The organism is Paenibacillus sp. MABNR03, from assembly GCF_050455445.1.
GTDB classification, from domain to species: domain Bacteria; phylum Bacillota; class Bacilli; order Paenibacillales; family Paenibacillaceae; genus Paenibacillus; species Paenibacillus xylanilyticus.
Window position 1 is genome coordinate 523,189 of sequence record NZ_JBCIYR010000004.1, and the last position, 19,125, is coordinate 542,313.

Genomic DNA, 19,125 nt, shown 5'->3' on the forward strand with positions numbered 1-19,125 from the left:
CGAATATTTATTCAATAAATACAAAGAAACATGCGCTTTTCAGGGAGGGAAGGGCTGCGATTGGCCTATAGGATAGGCCGAAAGACGTTGGAAGGCGTATCCCCACCAATGCCAATTCTTTGGGCAGAGGACAATAATTCTTCATTGGAATATGCGATTATTCAGTAAAGTGATGTCAGATAAACAGTCGGAGCATTGACATCGTCATGAATGAGAATTCGTCTCATTTTACACTGTGTAACATGAAAGGGCCCATACTCAAAACAGTCTGTATAATGTAATCCCCGCCCAATGATATATAGTATTACCTAACCAGAAAAACCTGTTACGTTCGTGAACGCAAACCTTCCATTCGGCCTTGGTGTGAAATGTAACCAACTTCCCGCGAAAAGGAGAATGCCCATGTCATCCATGAACGTCCCCGAAGTTAGCCACATTGAAGTGGATCATGTATCTGTTGTATTTGGCACTGGAGCAAAACAGGTCACCGCGCTGTCTGATGTTACGTTCCACATCCAGCCCAATGAATTTGTCTCTTTGCTTGGCCCCTCTGGCTGCGGCAAATCGACGCTGCTCAGGCTCATAGCCGATTTGCTGCAGCCAACATCAGGCACCGTCCGGATTGCAGGTGCAGAACCAGAGAAGGCGCGTCTCCAGAGGCAATTCGGAATCGTATTTCAGACTCCAGCTCTGTTTGATTGGCGAACAGTGCGTCACAACGTTGAGCTGCCGCTGGAGATTTTGGGCACGAGCAAAAAAGAGTGCCGCCGCATCAGCGGTGAGCTGCTGGAGATGGTCGGACTTACCCGGTTTGCTGACCATTATCCTTGGCAGCTCAGCGGAGGCATGCAGCAGCGGGTATCCATCGCCCGTGCACTTGCGCTTGATCCGCCATTGCTGCTGATGGATGAACCATTCTCCGCGCTCGACGAATTCACGAAGGAGAAGCTTCAACTGGAGCTGCTTGATATTAAGCGGTCCACGGGCAAAACATTCCTCTTTGTTACGCACAGTATCCCCGAAGCGGTGTTTTTATCGGACCGCATTATCGTCCTCTCCGCACATCCCGGACAGGTGCATTCCATTCATCCTGTCGCCCTGCCCTCGGTCCGTACCAATGAACTGAGGGAGACCGAAGATTTCTACCACATGCTGACCACCATACGCAATTGTTTCCACAAGGAGCGTGATCCGGATCATGTCCCTGCGCTCATTTAAGCTGGAGTATCGTTCCTGGGTCGTGATCTGGATACTGTCCATATTGCTGCTGTGGGAAGGCGTTGCCTGGATTCTCCACTTGTTAATGTCACCTCAGCAGGCCGCATCCCGACTGCCTTATCTTCATGACGTTCTTGCCACGCTGATTCGCTACTCGGGGACACTCGCTGAGCAGGGAGCGGTGACGTTCGGCAATGCTGCCATTGGATTTGCCGGGGGAACGCTGCTGGGTCTGGTGCTGGCGCTTCTGATGAGTGTCGCCGTTTGGCTGGAACGTACATTATCTCCCTATGTCATCTCCTCGCAGATGATTCCGGTCATCGGTCTCGCACCGATTGTCTACGGCATCATTCATGACGCCGAGTGGGCACGGATATTCATGGCGGCTTATGTCACGTTCTTCCCCATCATTATTCACACACTCAAAGGATTAAAAAGCGCTGCACCGGAACATCTGGAGCTGATGCGTTCTTGTGGAGCCTCGTTGACAACTCGATATATCAAATGTCTGCTGCCTTCCTCACTACCGGGACTGTTCGCAGGCATGAAGATCGCTGCCCCGCTCGCAGTGACCTCCTCCATTGTGGTGGAGCTGATGGGTGCACCGGATGGACTTGGAGTCCTGATGGTCAGTTCCCTGTACTATGGCAGTGCTCAGGTCGGCATGTTCTGGGCCACGATCGTGCTCAGTATCGGCATTGGACTGATCTCGTATCTGTTTATCAGCCTGGCAGAGCGCTGGTTGACACCCTGGCAGCCCGAATTCAGAGCCAAGGGAGGGAGCAGAGCATGAATGAAGGTGTGATGATGAACCACAATCGGGATGAGAGCGGGGTTGCTTCTGTCTCTGGTACGTCAACTCTGTCTGGATCGTCTTTGGCTGCTTCAGTCCCAGGGTCGGAGGTTCAGGGTCAACGGGGACAAGCAGAGAAGGAACGATCAGATGGTAATACAGGGCGGAAACGGATCGTGTTGTACTTGCTTCCCTGGCTGGCAGGCATGTTATTTCTCGCTTTGTGGCATTTCCGGTTCTTTCATCGGTTATTTTCCTTGGAAAGTTATCAGCTTCCTGTACCCTCGGCCATTGCGGCATCCATCAGGGAAAATGCGGAAATGCTCTTTCGATATGCTCTATATAGTGGAACGGAAATGTTGGGTGGTTTCCTGCTCGGTTCCCTGCTGGGTGCGCTGGCGGCAGCGGGCGCCTCGTTCTTTCCAATCAGCGGCAAGGCAGGGGTTGCCGTGATGTCAGCTCTAAACGCAGTGCCGATTGTCGCGCTGGCTCCGATCATGAATAACTGGTTTGGCGATGGCATCTGGTCACGGATCGCGGTAGTGGCCGTCATTACGATGGCCGCGATGGCGGTCAGCTTGTTCAAGGGGCTTACCTCCATACAGCCGCAGTATAGTGAACTGCTGGGCGGGCTTGCTGCCAGCAACATGCAGGTCTTCTTGAAATTGCGGCTGCCTCACGCCATGCCTTCCCTTTTTGCCGGGCTGAAGATCAATATGTCCACCAGTATTATCGGAGCCATTGTGGGTGAATTTTTTATCGCATCCCAAGGACTTGGATACCTGCTTTCGGATCAGATTCGCCTCGCAAACATGCCGCTTGCCTGGTCCTGTATCGTTATTGCCGCTGCCCTCGGCATTGTGCTGTATGAAGCGGTTGTACTGGCGGAAAAACGGCTTATTCCGTGGAATCGTACACGTACAAACTCATGAGACCAACGGGACACAGGCAATCCACGGATCCGTTGCAGTACCTGATGGAATCCTTATAAAAACAAGGGGGTTGTTCTGTAAATGTACAAAACGTCGAAATCAGGTTTACTGGTGTTGGTGCTGATGCTTGTTGTTGCCATGTTGGCAGCATGCTCCACGAAAACGGAACCTTCTGCCGAACCTGCTGCAGCAAGTGCAGGAGGAGCTGCGGAGCAGCCCTTAACCAAAGTGAAAATTCAGCTCAAATGGGTGCCCCAGGCTCAGTTCGCCGGTATTTATGCCGCGAAGGAACAAGGTTTTTTTGCAGATGAGGGCATTGATGCCGAGATTATTCCGGGTGGTCCGGATATCGTCATTGAACAGCAGGTGGTGAACGGCGCAGCCGATGTGGGGATCACCGGGGTGGACAGTCTGCTGGTGAGCCGTGATAACGGTCTTCCGCTGGTCTCCCTTGCCCAGATTTCACAGAAGAGCAGCTATCGCCTGATCGCCAAGAAGTCAGCGGGAATTACCGATCCGGCACAAATGAAGGGCAAAAAGGTAAGCACATGGTTCGGCAGCCAGCAGTTCCAGGTCCTCGCTTTCATGGAGAAGAACGGACTTGATCCGAAGAAGGATATCGAGCTGGTGAAACAGGGCTTTACGATGGATCAGTTTTTCAATGACCAGGTGGATGTAGCAACAGCCACGATATATAACGAATATCACGTTGTGCTGGAAAGTGGAGTACAGGAGTCTGATCTGGATGTGTTCAACATCGAGGATGCCGGCGTAGGCATGCTGGAAGATACATTGATTGCGAAAAAGGATTGGGTCGACAGCAACCGTGACCTGGCTGTAAAAGTTACCCGTGCCATTCTGAAAGGCTGGAACTACGCCATCGACAATCAGGAAGAGACTGTGGATACCGTCATGAGCAATGTGACCGACGGAAGTACGACCCGTGAACATCAGGTGACGATGCTGGCAGAGATCGCGAAGCTGATTCGTCCGGAAGGATTTACAGAGCAGCAGGTGGGCAGTTTCGTGGATGAATCGTTTGCCCGTACAGCGGACATTGCCCTCAACTATGGACTGATCAAGAAGGCAGCCAATCTGGACGAAGCACTGGAGAAGAGCATCTATGAAGAAGCGGTAAAATAAGGCAGTCGAAGGAGGATAACGGATGAGCTCTGTGGATCAGCAACCTCAGCCGCTTGGCAGTACCAAGGAAGAATGGCTGGAGAAGGACCGCAAATATGTGTGGCATCACATCTCGCCTCATAACGATCATCCGATGATTGCCGTTAGCGGGGAAGGCAGCTGGATTACCGATCAGGATGGTACGCGTTATCTGGATGCGATGTCCGGACTGTGGTGTGTGAATGTGGGGCATGGACGTGAGGAGATTGCGAGGAGTGCCTATGAACAGATGAAAGCACTCGCTTATGTACCGATGACGCAGAGTCACGAACCGGCGATTTTGCTGGCAGAGAAGCTGAATGACTGGCTGGAGGGAGATTATCGGATCTTCTTTTCCAACTCGGGCTCAGATGCGAATGAGGTGGCGTTTAAAATAGCCCGTCAGTTTCATCACCAGAATGGTGAGCCAACCAGACACAAGTTCATTTCCCGGCACCGGGCCTATCACGGCAACTCCATGGGCGCACTCGGCGCTACCGGGCAGGCAGCCCGTAAGATCAAGTACGAACCGCTGGGTGTGGGCTTCTCCCATGTTCCACCTCCGTATTGTTATCGCTGTCCGTTTGGACGGAACAAGGAAGGATGCGGACTCGAATGTGCGACCATCTATGAAGAGGTCATCCGCTGGGAAGGTCCCGAGACCGTAGCGGCGGTCATTATGGAGCCGGTGATTACCGGGGGCGGCATGATTGTCCCGCCTCCGGATTATATGCGAACCGTGCAGGAGATCTGTCAGCGCTACGGTGTGCTGCTAATCGTGGATGAAGTGATCTGCGGGTTCGGGCGCTCCGGACAGAAGTTTGGACATCAGAACTATGGGGTGCAGCCGGATATTGTCACCATGGCCAAGGGAATGACCAGCGCGTATTCTCCGCTATCCGCTACTGCTGTACGAGCGGATCTATACGATACGTTCCGGGAATCCGGGCCGGATGCACACTTTCGCCATGTGAATACATTCGGCGGCAATCCGGTTTCCTGCCGGGTGGCATTGGCCAATCTCGACATTCTGGAGCGTGAAAACCTGGTCGAGCGTGCGGATCAGCTGGGGCACCTGCTTCGGGAGAAGCTGGAGCCGCTGCTGGAGCTGTCCGTGGTCGGAGATATCCGGATGTTTGGCTTTGCGTGTGGCATTGAGCTCATTGAAGCGGATGGCTCCCCGGCAGATGCAGGGAAAGTGGTACAAGTGCTGGCCAGCTGCAAGAAGGATGGGGTACTGATCGGTAAAAACGGGGACACGGTACCAGGGTTCGCTAACATTTTGACGATCTCTCCTCCATTTGTCACCACGGAAGATGAGCTGAATTTGATTACTGGCAGTGTACTCAAAGCACTGCGCAGTTTGGAGGCAGGATAGCCTGAATCGCAGGAATAATTAGACCGTTTGGCAATAATTCGCATGGAGGCGAGGGAAGATGCAGATCACAACCGGAAAAGGCATTAACCAGCTTCGATTGAATGAACGAATTGAACAATTGTCCCGTATCGGACGAATTGGAGAGACGGGCGTATGCCGGCTTGCCCTCACGCCCGAAGACATGGATGGCATTATTCAGGTACGACTCTGGATGGAAGAAGCCGGACTGGCAACCCGGATCGATCCGTTCGGGAATCTGATCGGCCGCCTTGAAGGGACAGATCAGGCACTGCCTATTCTCATGATTGGCTCGCATATTGATTCACAGCCTTACGGCGGCCGATACGATGGAGCGATCGGTGTTCTGGGCGCGCTGGAAGTTGTACAGTGTCTGATGGAGAATGGCGTTCAGCCCTCTATGCCAATTGAGGTCATTGCCTTTTGCGATGAAGAGGGTTCCCGCTTCAATAAAGGGTTGTTTGGCTCGCGTGGAATGACTGGACAGCTGGAAGAGGGAGAACTGGAGCGGCAGGACAAAAATGGGGTGACCCGCCGTGAGGCCCTGCAAGCCTTCGGTTGCTCCGTAGAGAAGTTTGCTGAAGGTGTCTATGCGACAGGCTCGATTGGCAGCTATCTGGAGCTGCATATTGAACAGGGTCCTGTGCTGGAATCATTGGATGCCCCGGTGGGCCTGGTAACAGGCATTTCTGGTCCGTTATGGCTCACGGTTACGATCAAGGGCATGGCAGGGCATGCCGGCTCTGTACCAATGGCCATGCGGCATGATGCGCTTGCAGGCAGTGCCAGGGTCATTGCGGCATTTGACGACATGGTAAGAGCAGATCCGGATGCCCCTACGGTTGGTACCGTGGGCAGTCTGAGGGTATTCCCGGACTCACGCAACATTATCCCCGAAGAAGTCAGCTTCACCGTGGACCTGCGCGATATGGAGATGGAACGCCGGAATCAACTCGAAGCCCGGCTGATGAATGTGCTCGATGAAGTATGCAGTCAGCATGGCCTGACCTATTCCCTGACCGAAGATACCAACAGTGAACCGCGATATTGTGCGGAACGGATCCAGGCGGCCATCCGTTCGTCTGCAGAGGAGATGGGGCTGCCCCTGCCGGAGCTGATGAGCGGCCCGTTCCATGATGCGCTGGCGCTGTCCCATGTGTGTGAGTATGGCATGATCTTTGTCCGCAGCAAGGATGGGATCAGCCACCATCCGAGCGAGTATTCCTCGCCGGAGGACATTGCACTGGGAACAGAGGTGCTCTACCGTACGATTCGGCAAATGTGCAGCCGGCTGCCTGCTGACATTGATTCGGGCGACTGATCAACATTTCAAGGGACTCAAAACGTTGGGTGGGTTTATTTTATACCAATCAATCATGGCAGAAGGAGGGCATTTAACGTATGGGAAAAGTCAGTATTGGCCTGATTCAGGCTTCACATGAAGTGGAAGGATCAGCCTCGGTTGAAAACCACAAAGAGGCTGCCATTGAAAAGCACATCAGCCTGGTCCGTGAAGCCGCTGCCAAGGGCGCTCAGATTATCGGATTGCAGGAAGTTTTCTATGGACCGTACTTTTGTACGGAGCAAAATCCGAAGTGGTATGCATCTGCCGAACCCGTGCCGGAAGGACCGACGACCAGACGTTTTCAGGTGCTTGCGAAGGAACTGGGCGTGGTTATCATTTTGCCTGTGTATGAGGTGGAAGGCATTGCATCGTATTACAATACGGCTGCCGTGATTGATGCCGATGGCTCCTACCTCGGGAAATACCGTAAACATCATATCCCGCATGTGGAAGCCGGCGAGGGCACGAACGGGTTTTGGGAAAAATATTATTTCAGGCCCGGGAATCTGGGATACCCGGTATTTGATACAACGTATGCCAAGGTTGGCGTGTACATCTGTTATGATCGGCATTTCCCGGAAGGAGCTCGTCTGCTGGGGCTCGCAGGGGCCGAAATTGTCTTCAACCCGTCAGCTACAGTGGCCGGTACATCGGAATATCTGTGGAAATTGGAGCAGCCTGCTCATGCGGTCGCCAACGGCTATTATGTCGCTGCCATTAACCGGGTAGGTGTGGAAGCGCCATGGAATATGGGTGAATTTTATGGTCAGTCGTATCTGGTGGACCCGCGTGGACGAATGGTTGCCATGGGCAGCAGGGATCAGGATGAGGTTGTCATTGGGGAGATGGATACGGAAATGATCCGTGAAGTACGCAATGTGTGGCAATTTTACCGGGATCGGCGACCCGAGACATATGAACATCTGGTTAACCTGTAAGGGCGATTGAAAGGTTCTGTTAGAAGATCAATCCAGATTAATCCTTAGGAGGTGCGTGGTCGTGATAAACAGCCCGGGAGCAACGTTATCCGATTATGGATGGGAGAGCCGTTTTGCCGAGATGAAACCCGCTATGTCTGGCAAGGAAGCGATGGAGGAATCAAACCGCTGCCTGTACTGTTACGATGCACCGTGTATCAAGGCGTGTCCCACAGACATTAACATCCCTTCGTTTATCCGCAAAATCTCGACGGGTCACCTTAAAGGTTCGGCTCGAACTATTATGGATGCCAATCCGGTGGGTGCGAGCTGTGCACGGGTCTGTCCAACTGAGGAACTGTGTGAAGGCGCCTGTGTGCTGAATGAATCGTCGAAGCCCATTCGCATCGGTGATTTGCAGCGATATGCTACAGACTGGGCACGTGCGAAAAATGAGCCGCTATTTCAGGCAGCTGCCTCCAATGGGAGATCCATCGCTGTTGTAGGGGCCGGTCCTGCCGGATTGTCCGCAGCCAGAGAGCTCGGTCGTGCAGGTTATGACGTGACGATCTATGAAGCCAAACCCAAAGGCGGGGGATTGAATACGTACGGAATTGTATCTTTCCGTTTGCCGGAAGCGGTAGCCTTGTGGGAAGTGGAGCAGGTCGAAGCATTGGGGGTGAACATTCGTTACGGTGTACGTATAGGCATGGATATGGCCCCTTCACAATTGTTGGAGCAGCATGAAGCTGTCATTCTGGCCTGTGGGATGGGTTCTGTTCCGATGCTGGGAATCGAAGGAGAGACGCTGGAAGGGGTATACGATGCGATTGAACTGGTGGAATCCACGAAGCAGGGCGTCCCGCCTGCGCTCAACGGTCTGAACGTAGCTGTCATCGGTGCAGGCAACACGGCAGTGGATGCGGCTACCTGCTCGGTTCGCCTGGGAGCAGAGCGCGTGCAGATGCTCTATCGGCGCGGGGAGAGCCAGATGACGGCATATGCGTTTGAGTATACGTTTGCGAAACAGGAAGGTGTGGAATTCCGCTGGTTTACGATGCCACAGCGCATTATTGGTGATGAGAATGGGCGAGTCCGGGCTGTGGAGTGTGTGAAAATGGAGCTGGTTACCCCACCGGGAGGTGGGCGTGCATTACCCGTACCCCAGGCAGGGACAGAGTTCATGATTGACTGTGACACCGTTGTCCGGGCGATTGGACAGAACCGGCTGCTGCCACTCATTGAAGCCTTCGGCCTGCGTCATCACTGGGGCGTCGTTGAAGTGGAACCGCAGACCTATCGCACCTCGCATCCACAGGTCTATGCGGCGGGCGATGTGATCTTTGGCCAGGGTCAGGGCGAAGCCATGGTTGTCTCGGCAGCACAGCAGGGCAAACTGGCCGCAGCCGCACTGATGAAGGCGCTGCCTGGACAGGTGGAAGTGACAGCTTGAGGTTAACTCGTTTGTTTCGAACGCTAACGAACTGCCAGCACCTTATTTTAAAGGTCAGCATGAAAGGGAGAGGCTAACGAACATCAGTGACGCTATACCGGTAGATATTGGAGCGATTACTGTTTGCACGCGAAAATAAAACGTAGTGGATTCGTTACAACGCCATACTTGTAGTATTACGTCTAATAGAGTGTGCTTAGTTCGTTAAATTACAGACAGATCAAAAGGTTGTTCGGACCACGAAGTCATAGGTGTAGAACCAGATGTGCAAACAACACCAAGGAGGGATCGTTATGGCTGACTTATCGATAAATCTGGCAGGTATTCGATCACCTAATCCATTCTGGCTGGCATCCGCGCCACCGACCAATACGGGATATCAGGTGCAGCGTGCCTTCGAGGCAGGCTGGGGCGGAGCGGTGTGGAAGACGCTGGGTGAACCGATCATCAATACTTCTTCCCGGTTTGCTGCTGTACATTTCGGCGGGCAGCGGGTAGCGGGGTTTAACAATATTGAATTGATCTCCGATCGCCCACTGGAGGTTAATCTGCGGGAAATCGCTGAAACCAAGAAACGTTTTCCGGATCGTGCGGTCATTGCTTCGCTGATGGTGGAACCCAAACGGGAGAAGTGGCATGAGATTGTCAAAAAGGTGGAAGCGATCGGCGTGGATGGTCTGGAGCTGAACTTCGGCTGTCCTCACGGCATGGCTGAGCGTGGCATGGGAGCAGCTTCCGGACAGCAGCCGGACCTGGTTGAGCTGCAAACGATGTGGGTGAAGGAAGTAGCGACCACACCCGTGATTGTGAAGCTCACGCCGAATATCACGGATATTACGGCGACCGCTCGGGCAGCTGTGCGTGGTGGTGCAGATGCCATCTCCCTGATCAATACCATCAATTCCCTGGCGGGTGTGGATCTGGATTCATGGAATACCGTGCCCCATGTAGGCGGCAAAGGTGCCCATGGCGGTTATTGCGGACCTGCCGTGAAGCCGATTGCCCTGAACATGGTGGCCGAGTGTGCACGACATCCGGAAGTAGGGGTGCCGATCTCAGGAATAGGAGGCATATCCGATTGGCGGGATACGGCAGAGTTCCTGCTTATGGGTGCGACAGGGGTTCAGGTATGCACGGCAGCGATGCATCATGGTTTTCGCATTGTGGAGGACATGATTGACGGGTTGAACGATTATCTGGATGAGAAGGGCCTGAGCAGTGTAGCGGAACTTGTGGGTCAGACAGTGCCGAGGTACTCGGACTGGGGCAATCTGGATCTCAATTATAAAGTGGTCGCCCGCATCAACCGAGATGTCTGCATTAACTGCAACAAGTGCCATATCGCTTGTGAGGACACATCGCATCAATGTATTGATATGTTGACCGATCCTTCCGGTGACTACCTGGAAGTGGTCGAGGAAGATTGTGTGGGATGTAATCTGTGCTCCATTGTTTGTCCGGTAGATGGGGCAATTGAAATGGTGGAGATTGCACATGAACAGACCCCATTAACCTGGAACGAACGTCAGTCTGCGATTGCCTTGCTGCAATCGGCCAGAGATCAATCAACCAAGGAGGCGATATCATGAGTGGACGCAAACTGATTCGGAATGGCGTGTTGGTCACGGCATCGGATACATTTGAAGCAGATATACTCATCGAAAACGGAAAGATCACGCAGATTGGCATGGGTATGGTGGCGGATGACCGAACGGAGATTGTGGATGCTTCCGGCTGTTATGTCATTCCTGGCGGGATTGATCCGCATACACATCTGGATATGCCGTTTGGTGGTACCGTTACCGCGGATGATTTTGCCTCGGGAACCGCTGCTGCTGCCTTTGGCGGGACAACGACAATCCTTGATTTCTGTCTGACGCAAAAAGGCAAACCGCTCATCGAATCCCTCAAGGAGTGGCAGGGGAAGGCCGAGGGGAAAGCTGCCATCGACTATGGGTTTCATCTGATGATCGGGGAGATGAATGATCAGGTACTGGAGGAGCTGCCGCAGGTCATTGAGGAGGAAGGGGTGTCTTCCTTCAAGGTGTTCATGGCCTATAAAAACCAGTTCCAGGCGGATGATGGCATCCTCTTTCAGACGTTACAAAAAGCCAAGGAGTACGGTGCTTTGGTTATGGTGCATGCCGAGAACGGGGATGTCATCGACCTGCTTGTGCGTCAGGCGCTCGCCGAAGGGCGGACGGAGCCCATCCATCATGCGCTTACACGTCCTTCCATTCTGGAGGGAGAGGCGACAGGGCGTGCTGCACGTCTGGCTGCGCTTGCGGATTCACAGCTGTACGTTGTGCATGTGACGTGTGCCGAAGCAGTAGAGCAGATTGCACGCATGCGTGACATGGGATACCGGATCTGGGGCGAGACGTGTCCGCAGTATCTTACGCTGGATCAATCCATTATGGATCAGCCTGATTTCGAAGGTGCGAAGTACGTCTGGTCCCCGCCGCTTCGGGAAGCCTCACATCAGGATGTGTTGTGGAATGCACTGAAGAGCGGCCAATTGCAGACCATTGGCTCGGATCACTGCTCATTCAATTTCAAAGGTCAGAAGGATCTGGGGAAGAATGATTTTAGCAAAATCCCGAACGGCGGGCCTGTCATTGAAGACCGGCTTAGTATCCTGTATTCGGAGGGAGTTGCCAAGGGCCGCATTTCATTGAATCAGTGGGTGGATCTGTGTTCTACCCGGGCGAGCAAGCTGTTTGGTCTGTTTCCGCAGAAGGGGACACTTGCTGTCGGTACTGATGCGGATATCGTTATTTTCGATCCTTCTGTTTCCCGGGAGATATCGGCCAGTACACATCATATGAATGTGGACTATAGTGCCTTCGAAGGCATGCAGGTGCAGGGCTGTCCTATCACCGTCCTGTGCCGGGGGGACTATGTCATTAAGGATCGACAGTTTGCCGGAGCGGCCGGAGCGGGTCAATATGTGAAGCGTGCCAAATATGATGCGGGTGCACCCATGCCTGGGCGGCAAACGGTCACGACATCGACGGGAGGGTGAGACTGATGCTGGAGAATGAAGCTTTTGAAGCGGAGAAAATGGCGATCGAACGAATGGTTACGCTAGGTTATCGGATCTATTCGGTTCAGGAACATCTGGAAGGTGCCAGTGTAGTCTGGGAGCATCCCGATCAACCAGGTGAAATGAAGGAGCAGCATGTTGGTACGGCGTCCGGACGAAAGTGGTTCGTCCACTTTCTGATCCGGCAGCTTCGGGAACAGCGAGGGGCGTAGCCTTTATGCAAGTTATGCAATTGGACCATGGACGTATTCATAAGCATAGATGGCGAGTTCAATGGCGACGCGTTTCTCGGGGAGGACATAGTCTTCTCCGAGCAAAGCTTCAATTTTGTCCAACCGATGATAGAGGGTCTGTCTGACAATAAATAAGGCGGTGGCAGTCTCCTGCTTGGAGCAGCAAAGCACAAAATACTGTTTGAGTGTTCGCAGCAGCTGTCCGCCTTTTTCTGCATCATGCCGAATGACGGGACCGAGATATTCTTCGATAAAGTCCTCCAAGCTGCCGCTCTGCTTCATCCCTGCAATGATGCGATAACCGTGGAGGTTGCTGTAAAACGGCTGCTGCATGGGTCCGGTATCTTTCTGAATGCGCAGTGTTTCTTTGGCTGCATCCAGGCTGTCCTTGAGACGTGACAAATCGGTACAGCAGTGACCAATGCCCAGTAGGCCGGAGAACAGACGGTGGGTCTGGTCTGTTTCATGCTGCTGCAGCTGCTCTATGCAGCGCCAGAGACTGCTTTTGCGCTGAGGAACGGGCTGGGGATCGAGAATAATCAGGATAATCTGATGGTTCAATACCGTGCTGAACAGGGTAAACCCTTCCCGGGAAAATACAGAGCGTGCGACAATGTTGCGCTGTATGAGCAATTTCTGAAGTTTGAGGCTGTCGGTATAATTCGGATTGCTGTCAAACAAAACAACGGTACCTTTGCTGGAAGCAAGCAGGGGGCCTCGGCTGATAAGATATTCCTGAATTTCTTTGGCCGTGTGATGTCCATTCAGCCAGTCAATCACCCACATGTCTTCCTTGTAACGACGCTTTTCTTCCATGTATTTGGTCCGCATCCAATCCTGTGCTATGGCGGCTGCACAGCGCTCCACTGCCTGAATGACGAATTCATTTGAAGGCTTGTGATGCTTGTGATGCTGTAACTCAAGTTCGTGATCGGGAAGCTTCTCCAGGAAGAGTACAAGATCGGCAAATGTATACTCCAGCGCCTGAATAGGGAGGGTAAGGGCGTTCATTGGTTGCCCTGAACGATTCTTTTGATCCATTTGGTCTGTCTGGGATGAGTGGCTGCGCTGAGTTAACCACGCCATTCTGCGGTTCTCCAACAGCTCTGGGGGACAATAAGGGACAGCGCTGGCTTCCCCTTCAAGTGGATATAACGCCACAGGGTAACCGGTTGTGCGGGATAACAATCGAAGCAGCGGCTGCACGCCGTCTCCATTTAGAAGTAGTTGGTTGAACGAGGTAGTAAGATTGTCGAGTTCGGCGAGCATTCGCTGATGACTGCGAATCAGGGCGAAGTGCAGGTCTTGCGTAATATCAATATAGCGGACTTGTTCATGGAACCAGATGAGCGGAAAATCATCCGCTGCTGCAATTTCTTTCATTGCTCCGAGTTGCGACTTGGTGTGTGTCCCCAGCTCAATACAGAGTCCTGCAGCACCGCGGGCGATTAACTGGCGCAGGAAAGACAACCCTTGCTGCTCATTATCCTGCCAGCCAATGCCGGTGGTCAGCACGAGTTCTCCTCCGTTTAAAAGATCGCCCACGTCAGGTACCTCCATGATATGGACCCAGCGGACATATCGCTCCAGTGCCCGTTCACTGGCAAGTACCTCTGCCTTGCGAAATACAGGCCGTTTTAGCATATCTCTCATCTGAAGTTGAAGCGTCGTTTCCCCCATACAACCACCGTCCTCCCTCGAATTGCATGCCGTTTGCAATCCCGCCTTATGATGCGGGTTTCTGAAGAGCGTTTGTTATGTTGTGATGTACGAGCAGGGTAAGGAGCATACATAATTAAGCTATATTATAAGTCCATTTACAGAACATGAAGTGAAAACTCTCGCTCATTTGTTTTATTTTACAAAACAGGATCTTCATTTTGTAATTTGGCATAGTTGAAGTCCTGATTGGTGTTGTTTTACCTAACATGTATGGGTGGTATTCCGTTTCCACCCATAAAAAAACCTCCTGGTCTTTCATTGAAATGAACAGTCATTTCAATGAGAAACAGGAGGCAGATTATAATAGCATGTTTATTTCATTCTTTCGAATCGATGCTCAAACAAGCAGATTAATCTTCAATTCTTTTCTTCTTGAACTTCATCAGGAATTCATACACGATTGGCACAATCACCAGGGTGAGCAGCGTGGAGCTGATCAGACCGCCGATAACGGTAATACCCAGACCTTTCGAGATGATTCCCGCGCTTTCTTCCAGTCCTGTAACGAGTGGCAGCAAGGCACCAATCGTTGCAAGTGCGGTCATCAGGATTGGACGCAGACGTGTTGCACCAGCTTCAAGCAGGGCTTCACGAGTAGACATGCCGTCTTTCTCCATGTGAATGACACGGTCGATCAGGACGATCGCATTGGTGACCACGATCCCGATCAGCATGAGTCCACCCATCATGGCAGAGACGTCAATGGTACCGCCAGCCAGGAACAGGCCTACCATAATACCAATAACGGTAAACGGCAGGGAGAACAGGATGGCGAATGGCGCCAGTCCGCCGCCAAATGTAACGACCAGTACAAAGTATACAATGGCGATGGCTGCCAGCATGGCGAGACCCAGTTGGGTGAAGGTGTCATTGATTTGTTCGGTTGTACCGCCAAATTTCACTTCCACACCATCAGGCAGATCCAGCTTGTCGATGTTATCCTGCAAGTTTTGCGAAGCTTTTTGCACATCGGAAGCCAAAATGTTAGCTGACACCTGAGCAACAACTTTGCCATCAATACGCATAATCGAGTTCGGAGATGTACCTTCTTCGACTTTAGCGACATCTTTGATCGGTACTTGGATACCGAGCGGAGAAGTCACTTTTTCATTTTCAATATCAGCGATGCTGTCGAATGTTTTTTGGTCTGTCTCGACGTACACTTTATAGGTTTTGTTATCAATGTCCACTTCCGTCAGCACAGAGCGTTCCTGTGCAGGGCTCAGTGCCATAGCCAGTTGGCCTGCAGTCAGACCCAGCGAGCTAAGCTTCTCCTGATCCGCAACGAGGGTATATTGCCCATAGGTGTCAGAGAGAGTGGTGTCCGCTTTTTCGAACGATTCCGTATCCGCTTCAACCAGTTTGAACACTTCATCCGTAACCGGTTTGATCTGGTCTACGTTGTCGCCATAGATGGAGATGCTGAGGCTGCTGCCTCCCAGACCGCCGGACATATCCAGCTCAGTCCAAGTACCTACAGTAACTTCCTTCCTCAAACCTTCTACAAGCTGTTCTTTCACTTGAGTGAAATCTTTTGTATCTTCGTTATATTCAATATAGAAGAGAGCCGAGTTGGAGCTTCCGCCACCCATGCTGCTCAGTGGATTGCTGCCGCCGATGGAATACTGCATTTTCTCCAGACCAGGCTGTTCAAGCAACCACTTTTCAGCGACAAGTGCCTCTTTTTCAACATCTTCACGCAAAGCTCCGGTTTCCGGACTGTATGTGATGGTCACGTATTTGTCCTGCTGCTCTGGCAAGAAGCTTGCACCGATGAACGGGTACAGGAACAAACTGCCGACCAGCAATATCACAGCGATACCGACCGTAATGATTTTATGTGATAAAGTCCAGTTCAAAAGGCGTTTGTAGCCTTCGGCCATCTTCCCCGGTTTTTCCTCGTGATTCTGCTTGTTCTTCAAGCCTTTGCGGAACAGGGTATGAGCCAGCATTGGCACAATGGTAATCGCCACAATCAGGGATGCCAACAATGCAAATACCATGGTTAATGCAAATGGCAGGAAGAGCTCGCCCACCATACCGCTTACGAGTGCGAGTGGCAAGAATACGGCAATGGTTACAATTGTGGAAGAGAGGATCGGAATGAACATTTCCCGAGTAGCTTCCCGGATCAATTCACGGCCTTTCAGTTTCTCTCCCTTAAGGGTCAATCTGCGATAGATATTCTCGATAACCACGATGGAGTCATCGACTACCCGGCCTATCGCTACTGTCATGGCACCCAGCGTCATCATGTTCAGTGTGATGTCCATGAGAAGGAGTGCAGTCATTGCCATAAGCAAGGAGAGCGGGATAGAGATAATGGAAATAATGGTTGAACGAATGTTACGCAGGAACAGCAGGATGATCAGGATGGCAAATAGAGCACCGAAAATGGCTTTACCGAGCATCGTATTCACAGAGTCCTGAATCGGTTTACCTTGGTCGAGCAATACAGTCAGCTGCGCGTTTTTGAATTGCGTCTGCAATTCTTCCGCTTTCTCCTTGACTGCGTTAACCACATCAACCGTGTTGGCGTCATTCGATTTCACAACGGAAATACCGATAGATTCCATTCCGTCTGTCCGTGAAATGGATTCGGCCTGACCAATCACTTCAATCTTCGCGATCTCGCTTAATTTTACCGTAGGAATTCCTGTCGCACTGGCAACGCCAGAAGCACTGCCTGCACTTGCATTTCCACCAGCCGATTGTCCGGCAGCTGGATTGGAACCCTGTGCGGCATCCGGGGCTGTGGCTTGACCAGCAGCACCGCCGGCTTGAGCAGATGGATCTGCAGCTGCTGCGCCAGCACCGCTTGGCACCACAGGAATGGCGAGGTTTTTCAGATCATCCAGATCGATGATGTTCCCGTCAACCACAACAGCTTTCTGTGCTTCGTCCAGTTCGAACAGTCCCAGTGGTACGCGGACAGAAGAACCCTGAACGATACCATTTACTGTATCTTCAGTGAGGCCCAGTTCATTCATTTTCTCCTGGTCAAACTTCAGTTGTACTTCCTTGACATATTGACCGGAAACCTGTACTTGGGCTACACCGTCGATATCTTCGAGTGCAGGTTGAATATCGGATTCAACGAGTCTGGTCAACTGCTCCAGATCTCCCCCGTCCTTATCGGACAAGCTCAGAGAGACAACCGGGAACGAGTTGATGCTGAACTTGGAAATGGTCGGTTTCTGTACACCGTCCGGGAGCTGCACTTCGTTCAGTGCCTCGCGAACAGCTGCGGTTGCATTGTCCAGATCAGTTCCATAATCAAATTCAAGCGTGATGGAAGCAGCGTTCTCCATGGATGTGGATGTTAGGGTCTTGATTCCCTCCACATTGCGCAGGGTCTGTTCCAGCGGTTTGGTGACATCTTCGACAATACCTTCTGGGGCAGCTCCAGGATCAATCGCCGTGACACTCAGGAATGGCACATTGATGTTCGGAATGGTCTCCTGCTTCATCGTTAGTCCGCTGTACAAACCAGCGAAGGAAACGATAATGGTCAGAATCCAGATCGCAAACTTGTTGTTCAGTGAGAAATTAATAATTCCTTTCATACGACAGTTTCTTCTCCTCTCAGTTCTCCCTGTTTTTTATCTTATTTGTGTGACGAGTCAGCCTGGATGAACCGGCTGTACATGGCATCCAGAATATGCTGAAGCTCGGAGTGCAAGGATTCAATCGCTGGAATGTTCTCCAGGTTGTGCATCATGCCCAGAATAATGGCACGCCGCGGTGTGAATTCCATCATTTCCTGTTTCAGAATGGCGATAGTTTCAAGGGCATCGTTCCGGGATTGTCCTGCAGTCAGATCGGAAGTCACGATATCCTGCATCTGTTTGATGATGTGAATGGGATGACGCATCATCGTCGAATCCGTATGTGAATCGCTGGTCCATGCCGGCCAGTTTTCCAAAGGAATCAAAGGTGCAGGCCGCTGATTCAGCAGCCCATACGCTGCATAATCGATCGTTTGCAGTAGATTCGAGGCCATTTTGGAAACGGTTAGGGATGGCATTTCCGTGAACCAGATCTTGACGTAGGACAGGAACAGTCCATGCGTTAGCAAAATAAGGTCTACGGTATAAGGCTCAATCTCGGGACCGTACAGATCCTCAAGCTTATCCTTAAACCAGTGCAAGGTACGGATCTCCATATCCCTGTGCTTCGGATTGCATTTGCTGCCGGGATGCTGCTCATCATCCATCATGATGCTGCGCAGCTGTACCCGGAGAAACTCCTTCAGTTCGGAAACGTGAACCAGCAGCGTTTCAATCTGCTTGTGCAGACGTTCTCTGGATGTGAGACCGGCCTCATGTTCAATCTGGGACATCTCATCCATCAGGGTGTAAATGCAGTACTCCATTGTACTGGCTTCCAACTCCTCTTTGGATTTGAACATCAGATAGAGGCTTCCCTTGGACATGCCGCATAGCTCTGCAATTTCCTGCATGGAAGTTGCAGCACTGCCTTTGGCAGAAAACAGCTTAAGGGCTGTCGTAATAATGAGTTTTTTCTTCTCATTCATCTCATGAATAGGGTTCATTAACGATACATTCACCTCAGTGCGGAACTTATGAGTTCTTGAATTGACTTTAAGGTCAGAACTAGTATAAACGATTTGAGAGTGTGAATTCAAATGGGAGAGAATTGGGAAAAACGACAGGGATGAGCCGATATTTAATAGAAGGAGAGGGAGAGATGAGGATAGCCACCTTCTACAGGATAGAGAGGAGAGTCATGCTCCGTTCTGAAAGGCATAGATGGCCAGAATAATAATGGCAGCAAGTGCAATCAGGTAAAAGGCACCTATAAGGATGAGAAATGAATATCCTGCGAGCGAGCCGAGATGTGCCAACCATTTCTTCATACAGATCATCCTTTCCACTTTCACCGGGAT

At 51.7% G+C, this 19,125-nt stretch carries 15 protein-coding genes; 11 read left to right on the top strand and 4 right to left on the bottom strand.

Going from position 1 to position 19,125, the window contains the following annotated elements; all coding sequences use genetic code 11:
• Window positions 1-402: 402 nt before the first annotated feature.
• The 11 genes from AAIH57_RS22030 (at window position 403) to AAIH57_RS22080 (ending at window position 12,473) form a co-directional block, all read left to right on the top strand.
• Window positions 403-1,218 (top strand): ABC transporter ATP-binding protein, encoded by an 816-nt coding sequence (locus AAIH57_RS22030; protein WP_217506472.1) that lies wholly within the window; start codon window positions 403-405, stop codon window positions 1,216-1,218.
• Entirely contained in the window at window positions 1,199-2,011 is an 813-nt protein-coding gene (locus tag AAIH57_RS22035) for an ABC transporter permease (protein WP_430022999.1), read from the top strand. Before AAIH57_RS22030 ends, AAIH57_RS22035 begins: the two co-directional genes overlap by 20 nt.
• Window positions 2,008-2,943, top strand: coding sequence for an ABC transporter permease (locus tag AAIH57_RS22040; RefSeq protein ID WP_430023000.1), 936 nt, complete (start codon window positions 2,008-2,010; stop codon window positions 2,941-2,943). Before AAIH57_RS22035 ends, AAIH57_RS22040 begins: the two co-directional genes overlap by 4 nt.
• Window positions 2,944-3,024: 81 nt before the next feature.
• Window positions 3,025-4,086: an ABC transporter substrate-binding protein gene (locus AAIH57_RS22045; protein WP_175396701.1), complete on the top strand. Its 1,062-nt coding sequence runs from the start codon at window positions 3,025-3,027 to the stop codon at window positions 4,084-4,086.
• Between the two features lie 22 nt (window positions 4,087-4,108).
• Window positions 4,109-5,482, top strand: a complete 1,374-nt coding sequence (locus AAIH57_RS22050; RefSeq protein WP_430023001.1) for an aspartate aminotransferase family protein — start codon at window positions 4,109-4,111, stop codon at window positions 5,480-5,482.
• A 58-nt stretch (window positions 5,483-5,540) separates the two neighbouring features.
• On the top strand, window positions 5,541-6,821 hold the full coding sequence (locus AAIH57_RS22055) for a M20 family metallo-hydrolase (RefSeq protein WP_430023002.1): 1,281 nt from the start codon (window positions 5,541-5,543) through the stop codon (window positions 6,819-6,821).
• Between the two features lie 80 nt (window positions 6,822-6,901).
• On the top strand, window positions 6,902-7,783 hold the full coding sequence (locus AAIH57_RS22060; protein WP_430023003.1) for a nitrilase-related carbon-nitrogen hydrolase: 882 nt from the start codon (window positions 6,902-6,904) through the stop codon (window positions 7,781-7,783).
• Between the two features lie 121 nt (window positions 7,784-7,904).
• A complete protein-coding gene (locus AAIH57_RS22065; protein WP_430023118.1) occupies window positions 7,905-9,215 on the top strand; it encodes an NAD(P)-dependent oxidoreductase in 1,311 nt (436 codons plus the stop codon).
• A gap of 293 nt (window positions 9,216-9,508) precedes the next feature.
• The gene (gene preA, locus AAIH57_RS22070; RefSeq protein ID WP_430023004.1) at window positions 9,509-10,804 is read left to right on the top strand and encodes an NAD-dependent dihydropyrimidine dehydrogenase subunit PreA; all 1,296 of its coding nucleotides are present in this window, start codon (window positions 9,509-9,511) and stop codon (window positions 10,802-10,804) included.
• A complete protein-coding gene (hydA, locus tag AAIH57_RS22075) occupies window positions 10,801-12,240 on the top strand; it encodes a dihydropyrimidinase (RefSeq protein ID WP_430023005.1) in 1,440 nt (479 codons plus the stop codon). The genes preA and hydA overlap by 4 nt, the downstream gene beginning before the upstream one ends.
• A gap of 5 nt (window positions 12,241-12,245) precedes the next feature.
• Window positions 12,246-12,473 carry a hypothetical protein gene (locus AAIH57_RS22080; RefSeq protein ID WP_175396695.1) on the top strand — a complete coding sequence of 76 codons (228 nt, stop codon included), beginning with the start codon at window positions 12,246-12,248 and terminating at the stop codon, window positions 12,471-12,473.
• Window positions 12,474-12,485: 12 nt separating this feature from the next.
• Here AAIH57_RS22080 and AAIH57_RS22085 read toward each other — a convergent pair whose 3' ends face one another.
• The 4 genes from AAIH57_RS22085 to AAIH57_RS22100 all read right to left on the bottom strand — a co-directional run bounded on the left by AAIH57_RS22085 (window position 12,486) and on the right by AAIH57_RS22100 (window position 19,095).
• Window positions 12,486-14,174: a PucR family transcriptional regulator gene (locus tag AAIH57_RS22085; protein WP_430023006.1), complete on the bottom strand. Its 1,689-nt coding sequence runs from the start codon at window positions 14,172-14,174 to the stop codon at window positions 12,486-12,488.
• Window positions 14,175-14,566: 392 nt separating this feature from the next.
• Window positions 14,567-17,782: an efflux RND transporter permease subunit gene (locus AAIH57_RS22090; RefSeq protein ID WP_430023007.1), complete on the bottom strand. Its 3,216-nt coding sequence runs from the start codon at window positions 17,780-17,782 to the stop codon at window positions 14,567-14,569.
• Between the two features lie 41 nt (window positions 17,783-17,823).
• Window positions 17,824-18,771, bottom strand: coding sequence for a TetR/AcrR family transcriptional regulator (locus AAIH57_RS22095; RefSeq protein ID WP_175396692.1), 948 nt, complete (start codon window positions 18,769-18,771; stop codon window positions 17,824-17,826).
• Between the two features lie 192 nt (window positions 18,772-18,963).
• A complete protein-coding gene (locus tag AAIH57_RS22100) occupies window positions 18,964-19,095 on the bottom strand; it encodes a hypothetical protein (protein ID WP_281366068.1) in 132 nt (43 codons plus the stop codon).
• Window positions 19,096-19,125 lie beyond the last annotated feature (30 nt).